The 10,081-nt window shown below is 61.3% G+C and carries 9 protein-coding genes and 1 tRNA gene; 3 read left to right on the forward strand and 7 right to left on the reverse strand.

Annotated features, from left to right (window positions below; genetic code table 11):
- Nucleotides 1-44 precede the first annotated feature (44 nt).
- From E3D03_RS19110 to E3D03_RS19120, 3 genes are all read left to right on the forward strand, one after another.
- Nucleotides 45-521: a phasin family protein gene (locus E3D03_RS19110; protein WP_017998347.1), complete on the forward strand. Its 477-nt coding sequence runs from the start codon at nt 45-47 to the stop codon at nt 519-521.
- A 147-nt stretch (nt 522-668) separates the two neighbouring features.
- A complete protein-coding gene (phaR, locus tag E3D03_RS19115; protein WP_263568269.1) occupies nt 669-1,253 on the forward strand; it encodes a polyhydroxyalkanoate synthesis repressor PhaR in 585 nt (194 codons plus the stop codon).
- Nucleotides 1,254-1,295: 42 nt separating this feature from the next.
- Nucleotides 1,296-1,385, forward strand: a tRNA-Ser gene (locus E3D03_RS19120).
- A 269-nt stretch (nt 1,386-1,654) separates the two neighbouring features.
- Here the strand turns inward: E3D03_RS19120 and E3D03_RS19125 are convergent.
- The 7 genes from E3D03_RS19125 to E3D03_RS19155 form a co-directional block, all read right to left on the reverse strand.
- Nucleotides 1,655-2,575 (reverse strand): HNH endonuclease, encoded by a 921-nt coding sequence (locus E3D03_RS19125; protein WP_263568270.1) that lies wholly within the window; start codon nt 2,573-2,575, stop codon nt 1,655-1,657.
- A 231-nt stretch (nt 2,576-2,806) separates the two neighbouring features.
- A complete protein-coding gene (locus tag E3D03_RS19130) occupies nt 2,807-3,283 on the reverse strand; it encodes a hypothetical protein (RefSeq protein ID WP_263568271.1) in 477 nt (158 codons plus the stop codon).
- Complete coding sequence (locus tag E3D03_RS19135; RefSeq protein WP_263568272.1) at nt 3,280-3,999, reverse strand: DUF3800 domain-containing protein; 720 nt, start codon at nt 3,997-3,999, stop codon at nt 3,280-3,282. The genes E3D03_RS19130 and E3D03_RS19135 overlap by 4 nt, the downstream gene beginning before the upstream one ends.
- Nucleotides 3,996-5,738 carry a restriction endonuclease subunit S gene (locus E3D03_RS19140; protein ID WP_263568273.1) on the reverse strand — a complete coding sequence of 581 codons (1,743 nt, stop codon included), beginning with the start codon at nt 5,736-5,738 and terminating at the stop codon, nt 3,996-3,998. The genes E3D03_RS19135 and E3D03_RS19140 overlap by 4 nt, the downstream gene beginning before the upstream one ends.
- Nucleotides 5,735-7,189, reverse strand: coding sequence for a type I restriction-modification system subunit M (locus E3D03_RS19145; RefSeq protein ID WP_263568274.1), 1,455 nt, complete (start codon nt 7,187-7,189; stop codon nt 5,735-5,737). Before E3D03_RS19145 ends, E3D03_RS19140 begins: the two co-directional genes overlap by 4 nt.
- Before the next feature lie 3 nt (nt 7,190-7,192).
- Entirely contained in the window at nt 7,193-9,652 is a 2,460-nt protein-coding gene (gene hsdR / locus E3D03_RS19150; RefSeq protein ID WP_263568275.1) for an EcoAI/FtnUII family type I restriction enzme subunit R, read from the reverse strand.
- Between the two features lie 5 nt (nt 9,653-9,657).
- The gene (locus E3D03_RS19155; RefSeq protein WP_263568276.1) at nt 9,658-9,870 is read right to left on the reverse strand and encodes a type II toxin-antitoxin system Phd/YefM family antitoxin; all 213 of its coding nucleotides are present in this window, start codon (nt 9,868-9,870) and stop codon (nt 9,658-9,660) included.
- Nucleotides 9,871-10,081: the final 211 nt, after the last annotated feature.

Below are 10,081 nucleotides of genomic sequence, written 5' to 3' on the forward strand. Positions count from 1 at the left end.
ATACCGTTCGCAGGGTAGTGTTAACACGCCCTAGGAGAGAGCAAATGGCCAAGACCCCCGATTTCACCAAGACCATGCAAGAAATGATGTCGAAACTGCCGATCGACACCTCGTCCTTCCAGGACGCCTTCAAGTCGCAGACCGCCCTGGGCGAGAAGATGGCGAAAGTCGCCCTGGCCGCTGCCGAGCGTTCGACCGAGATCTCGTCGCAGTGGGCGAAAGACACCATCGCCCGCCTGGGTGAACTGACCGCCTCGAAGGAAGAGCCGGCCGAATACGCGAAAGCCGTCAGCGACTTCGCTTCGGCCGCCGCCGAAATGGCTGCCGAGCACATGGCCGCCTTTGCCGAAGTGGCGAAGAAAGTGCAGATGGACACGGTCGATCTGATGCTGACCGCCGGCAAGGACCTGGCTTCCGACGCCCAGAAAGCCGCCGAGAAGGCCACCCGCGAGACGCAAGCCGCGGTGAAGAAAGCCACCGCCGCAGCGACCTCGACCAACCCGACCGTCGCCAAGGTCTGATCCCGGTCTGGCTGCGTTCGAAAAGGGGGCAGGTTCTGCCCCCTTTTTCATGCCCGCGCGGGGCCTCTCGCGGCGCGGCCTGGCGATTTTCTTTGCATTTCCGCGGGCCATTTCCCATCATGCTGCAAATGCATTGCCGGAGGAGCCATGGCTGAGGCCGAGAACACGACCCCGCTGCTGATCAAGCGCTATGCGAGCCGCCGCCTCTACAACACCGAGACCAGCGACTATGTCACGCTGGACGACATCGCGGGCTTCATTCGCGCCGGCCGCCAGGTGCGCATCGTCGATCTGAAGACCGGCGACGACCTGACCCGGCAATACCTGTTGCAGATCATCGCCGAGCATGAGGGTCGGGGCGAAAGCGTGCTGCCGATCGACGTTCTGGTCGACCTGGTGCGCAGCTATACGACCCAGGCGCAATCCGTCGTGCCGCAATTCCTGGCCGCCAGCTTCGAGATGCTGCGCGAGGGCCAGTCGAAAATGATGGAAAACCTGTCCACCTTCCCGAACCCGATGTCCTCGATGCCGGGTTTCGAGGCCTTGCAGCGCCAGCAGCAGCTGTTCCTGAAGGCGATGGCCTCGGGCTGGAGCACCGCCGGCAGCAGCGGCCCGTCGCTGGATGACGACGCGGCGCCGGGCAAGGCCGGCAAGAAGGCCGGCGAGGGCGAGGACATGGCCGAGATCCGCCGGCAACTGGCGGAATTGCAGAAGAAGATTTCCCGGCTGTGAAGCCTTGCGGAAGCCGGCCCGTCGCGCTAGACGAGCCGCCACGGACGGTTGGCCGAGTGGTCGAAGGCGCACGCCTGGAAAGTGTGTAGGCGGGGAACCGTCTCGAGGGTTCGAATCCCTCACCGTCCGCCACTTGCCCCCGCTAAAGCGTTCTCTCGATCTGGCTCCGGCCCGATTTTTCCGTTGTTTTCGGGGGTTATGCAGGAGGGGCTGAGCACTGGCGCTGCCGCCAAGAGCCCCGGAAGCGGTCTCTCAGGGCCGATATTCTCCGGACCTGTTGCCTGCGGTGAATTGGTGAAATTCGCCCAATGCGCTGAAAGGTAAGGATTTTCTGACGCGCACAGCCTGTTGTGTTTCGATAAGCCAACCGGGCGGCGCCCGGAACCCACATCCAAATTCTGTCAGCCGTTGAACCGGTTCTCATTGTGCCATTGGAGAAAAGCGGGATCCGGTCGGGCGCCCTCGTCAGTAGGCAGCGAGATACTCCGGCCATGAAGCTCATAGTAGTGTCGACCATTGTCGAACTCTTCTCTGATCCTGCGGCTCACTTCAAAGCGGTTCTCCGGGGTCACAGTCACGTACCCGCCGTCAAATAGGCTATGAATGTCTCGCCTCAGAAGAAGGCCGTTCTTGGCTTCGTGTCCACCCCCTTCACCGTATGGACGAATATGAGCCGCCTCCAGAGCTGGTAGAGTGCGCTCTTGCGTTATGGCGCACCTACGCTGGTATAAGTCGGTCACGAGCACGCGGAAGGCACCTTGGCCGAGACGCGGGCGGATTAACTGTGGATCGCCGTATCGCGCTTGGTCTTCGGCCATACCGACAAATTGCTGCCGATTCATTCGGTCGTTCACCGCATTCCACAGTGCCAAGCCTTCGGCGTCTCCGGTGCTGTACGTCTTGAACGAAACGATATTTGGTGCCCAGCTTCGCGGGACGGGGATCCAGTCGGTCTCATGGAAGAAGAACGGCTGCGTGAGGATCCGGCAACCAATTTGAAAGTCACTTCGGTCCGACGGGTCGCTCCGGCGATAGCGTGCGATACGGGCTCGCATCTCCTGTGCCGACCGAGCACCATTCGCAACGCCAAAAGCCTCCCAGGCCAGCGAGCATGGTAGAGCATTGGCGTACGTGAACACGCCACCACCGACGATCACGTTGCGGGGTGCGTGTAGCTTGAAGAGAAAGAGTTCGCCGGGTCGAAGTGCCCGGAAGTTCGCCGCTGACGGTGCCCAGAAGTTGACCTCGCCAAGGTTGGGGTGCTGGCGCAACATCTCGAACCAGTCTCCGTCTGTGACTGCGATCACGAGGTTGACGGCCATCACTCGCTACCCCTGCCTGGCTGAATGACGGCCCTAGGCGCCAAAGCAAATATCGTTAAGGCATTGTAAATGATGCGACTTTTCTCGAGGCCGGCACTGGGATCATGCTTGGTGGGCGCAGGAGGTCCTTGACAATCAGGCCCAGATGCGCCATTTTCACACTGTCTCACCTGCCATGTGTAGGAGGAGCATTCGAGGCCGCCTTGGTTCGCTTGGGCGGCTTCAGCCGTTCTAGGGGTTGGCGCGGCGGAACGCATCTCGCTCCTTTCTGAGCTGCGCGATACGCCCACTTTTCTCCGTGCAATAGGCCGTTCTCAAGAGCCAGTAGCCTTGGCGCTGCCCGAGAACGACGAGGTATTCCTCGCGAAACCACAGCAGCGTGTTGACCTGTGTGCCGCGGGTATTCTGCCACACATCGATTTCGGCATGAGCGACCGCATTCTCGATCACCCATCGCACCCAGCGGATCCGCTCGCAGCGACGCAAATCAGGTAGACGATCATCTTCGACGCTACCTTCCTGTACCAGATGCCAAAACGACGCCCATCGGCGCGCCGCTTCCGGATGGCGACGGCAACCGACGCGAAGCCCCTCGTACTGTACACCGCCATTGGCAATCTCGGCGACGAAGATGCGGTGGAGCTCGGCTTCATATGCGGGCCAGTCGCCCCCAAACGCGGCGAACGGCAGTAGTTCGGGCGGGTTCATCCAGCCGCCTCCCGCGCCCGCCACACGAGAATGTTGAATTTCGTTGCCGTGAACGTGGAAGTGCGGATCAGAACATTTTGCCCGAGCCGCTCACGCAGCCTAGCCGCAACTGCCGTCTTTGCCGGGCTGGTTGTGAGGCCACGGTTCGCATACGTTAGCGCTCCGATAACGAGGTCGGCGACCTGGAGGAGCTCGCTTTCGTGGCTGCGAACTTGCTGGACGCGCTGGATCGCCTCCCGGTCGAAGTCATAAAGACTGTTGGCCAAGACCTCATGCAGCTTCCGGGTTTTCGGCCCGCCGCGTGTGTCCTTTACGTCCAGGTAGATGCGATATCGATGCGGTGCGCAGAAGATGGGGCGCAGCATTGTGAAATACATCTTGTAGTACCAGTCGTCGTGTGACTGATCGAAGCGCGCGTGGTCCAGCAAGCCCTTGTCCGGGACGACCAGGCCACGAAACCGAAGCCGCTCATCGTTCAAGAACAGGTCAATCAGAGCCAGGTAGAAATCAGCCTTGGCTGGCGAGACTTTTGTCCATTTCGCCTCGAAATCATGCGCAAGCCCATGCTCGGCCTTCAGCGTCCGCACTGCTTCGGAAATGGCGCGGCTGGCGTCCGCCGGGCAATAGATGGCACCCCAAGCCATTACGGGCACGCCGTCGTGCTCGAGGTGGCAGCTTTCGTCGCAATAGACGTTGAACAGGCGGGGCTCCGTCATTCCGCCGCCTCCATCTCTTGCATTGATGCCGGGTTCAGCGCGTCGGCGAGGAGGGCTTCGAGGAGGCGTGCGCGGGTAGTGTCTGCTGCCCGCAGAGCGGCCTCAAGTCGGTCGCAGAGGGCCATGAGGGCAGCCACCCTCGCAACTATCCGGTGTTGTTCAGCAAGAGGTGGGACGGGAATGAGCAAAGTCTCGACACCGCCAACGCGCAGGTGCTGCACTGTCATACCCAGAGGCTTGTCTTGCACCCGCGCCATCAAGTCGGGATCTCGAAGCGAGTACAGCAAGAAACCCGGGTGGATGGTTTCAGGCACAAGCCTCGCAAGCATCATTCGCTGCCCAAGGCAGATGCGTTCGCCCTCCGGGACTAAGCAAACCTCTCCCATTGGTGCTTCACGAGTAATCAGGATGTCGCCAGGTTCTGGCTTGGCTCGGAGACTCCAAGCTTCATACGTGCTCTTAGTCACATACTTCTGATCGTTCGCATTTAACTCACCGTCCCGGACGTTCGTAGTTCGAATGAGCCTGATCCCGGTTGAAGAATATGGGGCCGTTTTGTTCTTGCAGTCGATGACCATCAACGAGCATTGCTGCAGAGTCGCCCACTCCCAACCTTGGGGTATGGGGGGCAGATCGCTAGGCAGCGCCTGCTGCGACTGCTTTTTAATTTGTGTCTTGGCTTCTGCGGGATTGGGATAGCCAGCCTCCAACAGCGCGGTACGCTCTTCAGCAATACGCTGCAGCAATACCGACGCTGGTTCATCGGACGGATCCCGCGTCGCCAGCTTGCCGTGGGCGGCAAGTCGGAGGATCGCTCGTCGGAGGCTGTTGATCTGGTCATAGCGGGATGTGAGGGTGGGGAACGCCGCGAAGGCGAAGCGGGCGTTGGCCGGGAACTCGGCGGCATCCAAGTCGGGCGCAGTCAGGCGGGCGAGGCTGGCGGCGGTCAGCCGGTCGCGGGTGGCCTCGGCCGCCCCGCGCGCCGCCTCCAGCCGGTCCAGCAGCGCCATCAGGTCCTCCACCTTCGCCACAATACGCCGCTGTTCAGCGAGCGGCGGGAGGGGGAAAGGAGACACAACAGCGTCCTCCGTACGGAGACGCGGCATCTTCGTGCCTTGGCCGAGGCGGGTAACATAGTCCACGAAATCAGGACGCCTCAGCGCAAGCGCGCAATACTCCGAGCAGAGCGGAAGGAACGGGCGAATTGCCACGATTTCCGTTGTCGAATAGCCGGGGGCATCCGCCACAAGCACCTTCGTCAGGTATGGCCGGAGCTTGCCGTAGAGAATGTCGCCGACCTGAAACTCGGACTTCGTGCTCTTCGACTCGCGGTCAGCGACGGAGCTACGCGCAACAAGCCGCCCCGTCTCCTTCTCAATGTCTTCCAGTTCAAGGAGCCAAAGCGAAGGGTCCAGCGACTTGGGTTCGCGCTTCGCGCCTGCATCGTAAAGGAATACGGTTCCGAGCGCGACCCAGCGCCAGTTCTCGGGAAGCTCGTGCGGCGGCTCGACCATCTTTGGGTTCTGCGCAGCCTTCTTCCTGATCTCTCCCGCCTTCACCAGCCGCGCCTTCTCCGCCGCGATCCGCTTCAGCAGTTCCGACGCTGGTTCATCGTCCGCCTCTTGCGGCACCAGCTTCCCTCGCACGGCGAGGTCCAGCACGAAGCGGCGCATGCGGGGAACCGCGTCGGGCGCCTCGGCGACCTGTTCGTAGAGGGCGAGCAGCCGTTCCGCGTTCATCGCGCCAACGCCTCTGACAGGATCGCCTTCAACTGGTCGCGGAGCGCCGCCACCTCGGCCTCTGCGTTCGTCAGATCCTCCAGCAGCGTCTTAGGGTCGCCGTGATCTTCGGCCACCGTGTGCGGGTTCTTGATGTCGAGGTTGTAGCCGCGGGCCTTCACCTCCTCTGCGCTGACCTTCCAGGCCCGCTCGGTCTCCTCCCGCCCCTCGCGGCGCGGCCCGCCCCACCAGGCGGCGCAGTCGGCCAGATGCTCCAGCCGGATGGGCCGGGTCATGGAATAAGCCTTCTGCCCCTCGGGCACCTGATGCTCCCAGAACCAGATGTCCTGCGTGGGAGCGCCTTTCTCGAAGAAGAGCAGGTTCGTGCCGATCGAGGCGTAGGGTCGGAAGACCGAGTTCGGCAGGCGCACGATGGTGTGGAGGTTGCACTCCTCCATTAGGTGCTCCTTGAGCCGGGTCTTGACGCCCTCGCCGAAGAGGGAGCCGTCGGGCAGGACCACCGCCGCGCGGCCGCCGGGTTTCAGCAGGCGGATGATCAGGGCGAGGAAGAGGTCGGCGGTTTCACGAGTTTTGAAGGTCGGAAAGTTATTCTCGATTCCGTCTTCCTCGCGCCCACCGAAGGGCGGATTGGTGAGAACAATGTCCACCCTCTCGTCCTTACCCCAAGATATCAACGGCCGGGCCAACGTATTGTCGTGGCGTACGAAGGACGGGTCCTCAATGCCGTGGAGCAGCATGTTGGTGACGCAGAGCATGTGGGGAAGCTGCTTTTTCTCGACAGCAAGCAACCCTGCCTGCATCGTCTCGCGCTGCGCAGGCGTGCGGACGTATTTCTCCTCCATGTGTCGTATGGCGCAGGTCAGGAAGCCGCCAGTGCCGCAAGCTGGGTCGAACAGCGTCTCGCCCGGATGCGGATCGATCATATGGACCATGAAGGAGGTGACGGCGCGGGGCGTATAGTACTCCCCCGCATTGCCCGCCGACTGCAGGTCGTTGAGCAGCTGCTCGTAGAACTCGCCGAAGTGGCGGCGTTCGTCGAGGTTGTTAAAGTCAACCTGATTGATCTTGTTTACGACCTGCCGAAGCAGCTGGCCGGATTTCATGTAGTTGTAGGCATCTTCAAACACGTCGCGCACGACGCGGCGGCGGTCACCCGGTTTGGCCGAAACCTGGAGGCCCTTTAGGGCCGGAAACAGCTCGTCGTTGACAAAATCGAGCATGGCCTGTCCCGTGATCCCTTCGGGATCTGCCGCCCAGTTCCGCCACTGGAAACGCTCGGGGATGGGCGAGCGGTAATCGTCCCGCGTGATTTCGAGTTCCTGATCCTGATCGTCGATGATTTTGAGGAAGAACAGCCATGTGAGCTGGCTGATGCGCTGGGCATCGCCATCGACGCCCACGTCCTGGCGCATGATGTCCTGAATGGATTTTACGGTGGTGCGGACGATCATGGTTCAGGCGGTCTCCTGGTAGAGCGCGTCCTGCAACTCATGGACGGCCTTTTCGAAGCCCGCCTTGCCGCCGAACGCGTTGATGAGTTGAACGACGCTGCCCATGTCGGTGAATGGAGTAACCTTCAGCACGTTAGCGTCGTCGAGATTGAGGACGCCCTCGTCGCGGTACTTCTCCAGCAGCGCATCAAGGACGGCACGAGCTTGCGGCCCGTATTTGGTGAACACGTCGCGCTTCTTCACGTTCTCGGCCCGTTCGCGGCGCGTGAGGGGCTTGGCGTCGAAGGCGACATGGCAGATCAAGTCGAACGGATCGAGATTTTTTCCAAGCTCGTCAGCGATGGCATCGAGGGATAAACCTTCGGCCTCCAGTTCCTCGACGATGGCCTGCTTGCGCTCGGCGGCGTTCCAGCGTTTCAGAAACTCGTCGAGGCTGGCGAAGCGTTTCCGGAGCGCGTTCTTGGTGAAATCGCGCAGGGATTCGGTGACGAGCTTGCCGTTCTCGTCGAGGTATTCCACGCGCTCGGCAATGATCCGTGCGCCGACGCCATCGACGTAGATCTTGCGCACGGGATCGCCCGATGGCAGCGGAAGGCCGGGCTGATCGACTATTGTTTCGTCCTCACCGGGCGTCGGCGGAATCGCGTCCTCGCCCTCGGGCGTTGCTGGTTCCTCGTCCGGCGGCGTCATCGGGTCATCCGCGCCTGGCGCGTAAATCTGCACGGGATCGCCGTCGAAGTCCGGGTCCGCGAAATGCGCGGTCGCGCCACGGAAATCGATCAGCGTGAAATAGAACTTCCTGGTGTCCTCGTGCACGCGGGTGCCGCGCCCGACGATCTGCTTGAACTCGGTCATCGAGCCGATTTCGCGGTCGAGCACGATCAGGCGGCAGGTCTGCGCATCAACGCCGGTGGACAGCAGGCGTGAGGTCGTGACCAAGACGGGCCACTTCGATTCCGGGTCGATGAAGTTGCCAAGCTGGTCCTGACCCTCCTTGTCGCTGCCGGTGATGCGCATGACGTAGCGCGCGTTCTCGGTCACCAGATCGGAGTTCTCGTTGATCAGCGCCTGACGCATGCGGGCTGCGTGTTCCTGATCGACGCAGAACACGATGGTCTTCTGGTAGCGGTCGCCGCTTTCTTTGAGGAAGGCCGTGATCTTCTTCGCCGTCAGAAGGGTGCGGTCGTCCAGAACCAGCGTGCGGTCGAAATCCTTGGCGTTGTAGATGCGGTCCTCGACCTCGTTGCCGTCGCGGTCCAGCTGGCCTTTCTCGGGCCGGTAGCCTTCTACGTCACGGTCGATGTGAACTTTGATGACTTTGTAGGGGGCCAGAAATCCGTCGCTGATCCCCTGCTTCAGCGAATAGGTGAATACAGGCTCGCCGAAATATTCCGTATTGGAGACATATTCCGTCTCCTTCGGCGTGGCGGTCAGGCCGATCTGCGTAGCACCGGAAAAATGGGTCAGGATTTCACGCCAGGCAGAATCCTCGGCGGCGCTGCCGCGATGGCATTCGTCGATCACGATCAGATCGAAGAAGTCCTTCGAGAACTCCTTGAACAGCTTCTGGCGCTCTTCCGGCCCGGTGATCGCCTGATAGAGGCCGAGATAGACCTCGAAGGCGGTGTCGATGCGCCGTTTCCTGTCGAGCGCCAGCGTCAGGTCGACCGAGGTTCCGTCCTGCCGTTCGATGGTCTTGGCATTGGTTGAAAGCTTTGCCATTGCCGCGCCAAAGGGGCGGAAGTCGTTCACCATCGTCTGGTCGATCAGCACATTACGGTCGGCGAGGAACAGGACGCGCTTGTTGCCTTCGGGGTTCCAGCGCCGTGATTTCCATAGGCGCCAGATGATCTGGAACGCGGTGTAGGTCTTGCCCGTGCCGGTCGCCATGACCAGCAGCACCCGGTCCTGGCCCTTGGCGATGGCCTCGATCGCCGCGTTGACCGCGTTGACCTGGTAGTAACGCGGCTCCTTGCCGCTGCCGTCGTCGTGATAGTCCTGAAGAACAATCTCTTCAGATTCGCCATCGAGTCCTTTCCAGGCGCGATAGCGCGCCCACAGGTCAGCGGGCGACGGGAAGGCGTCGAGACCAAGGTTCAGCTCGCGCGGCGAACTGGCGCCGGTGCGGTCATGGAATACGAAGCCGTCGCCGTTCGAACTGAAGACGAAGGGGATCTTCAGCGTTTCGGCATAGTCGAGCGCCTGCTGCATGCCGTCGCCGACGCTGTGGGAGTTGTCCTTCGCCTCGATCAGGGCGATCGGAATGTTCGGCTTGTAGTAGAGAACAAAGTCGGCCTTCTTCGCCTTGCCGCGCGTCACCAGCTTGCCGCGCACGATGATGCGTCCCTTGGTGAAATAGACCTCCTCCCGAACCTGCACCATCTCGTCCCAGCCTGCGCGCTTGACGGCAGGCAGGATGAACTTGGTGCAGATATCGCGCTCGGTGAGGCTTCGCTTGTCCATACCGGTCAGCCGCCCCCTTGTTCTTCGTTATTCGAAGCTGCTTCGCCGGCGAGATTTTTTTCCTGCACGTCCAACCTCTTCAGACGCTCATACTCTTCGATTGCAAGTACGACGACGACGGGCCGGCCGTGCTTCGCCACCGCAACCGGCTCGGCTCGAGCGAGATCAATCAGTCGTCCGAATCCGTACTTCGCGTCTTTCGCGCTCAATGTCTGCATTCGACTCCTCGCCCATGCCTGCATCACTTTTGGCCAATTTGGCCCAATGAAGCAATAGCAGCAGTGGCGTCAGATGTATGGAGTAGGTGATCAGGTACGGAGGAAAGTGTTCTTTTGCTCGATCCAGCTGACCGGGAACGGGTCCATAAGTCGCGCGAGCGTGACGGCATCGCTCTGTCGTCCGTCGAGAACCGCCTCAATGATGCCAGGC

It is taken from the genome of Paracoccus sp. DMF (assembly GCF_004407025.1).
Lineage (GTDB): Bacteria > Pseudomonadota > Alphaproteobacteria > Rhodobacterales > Rhodobacteraceae > Paracoccus > Paracoccus aminovorans_B.

Excerpts from the sequence above, each read along its gene's own strand:
- hsdR (WP_263568275.1), bottom strand. The coding sequence starts at position 9,652 with ATGGACAAGCGAAGCCTCACCGAGCGCGATATCTGCACCAAGTTCATC.
- E3D03_RS19110 (WP_017998347.1), top strand. The coding sequence starts at position 45 with ATGGCCAAGACCCCCGATTTCACCAAGACCATGCAAGAAATGATGTCG.
- E3D03_RS19125 (WP_263568270.1), bottom strand. The coding sequence starts at position 2,575 with ATGGCCGTCAACCTCGTGATCGCAGTCACAGACGGAGACTGGTTCGAG.
- E3D03_RS19155 (WP_263568276.1), bottom strand. The coding sequence starts at position 9,870 with ATGCAGACATTGAGCGCGAAAGACGCGAAGTACGGATTCGGACGACTG.
- E3D03_RS19140 (WP_263568273.1), bottom strand. The coding sequence starts at position 5,738 with ATGAACGCGGAACGGCTGCTCGCCCTCTACGAACAGGTCGCCGAGGCG.
- E3D03_RS19145 (WP_263568274.1), bottom strand. The coding sequence starts at position 7,189 with ATGATCGTCCGCACCACCGTAAAATCCATTCAGGACATCATGCGCCAG.
- E3D03_RS19130 (WP_263568271.1), bottom strand. The coding sequence starts at position 3,283 with ATGAACCCGCCCGAACTACTGCCGTTCGCCGCGTTTGGGGGCGACTGG.
- phaR (WP_263568269.1), top strand. The coding sequence starts at position 669 with ATGGCTGAGGCCGAGAACACGACCCCGCTGCTGATCAAGCGCTATGCG.
- E3D03_RS19135 (WP_263568272.1), bottom strand. The coding sequence starts at position 3,999 with ATGACGGAGCCCCGCCTGTTCAACGTCTATTGCGACGAAAGCTGCCAC.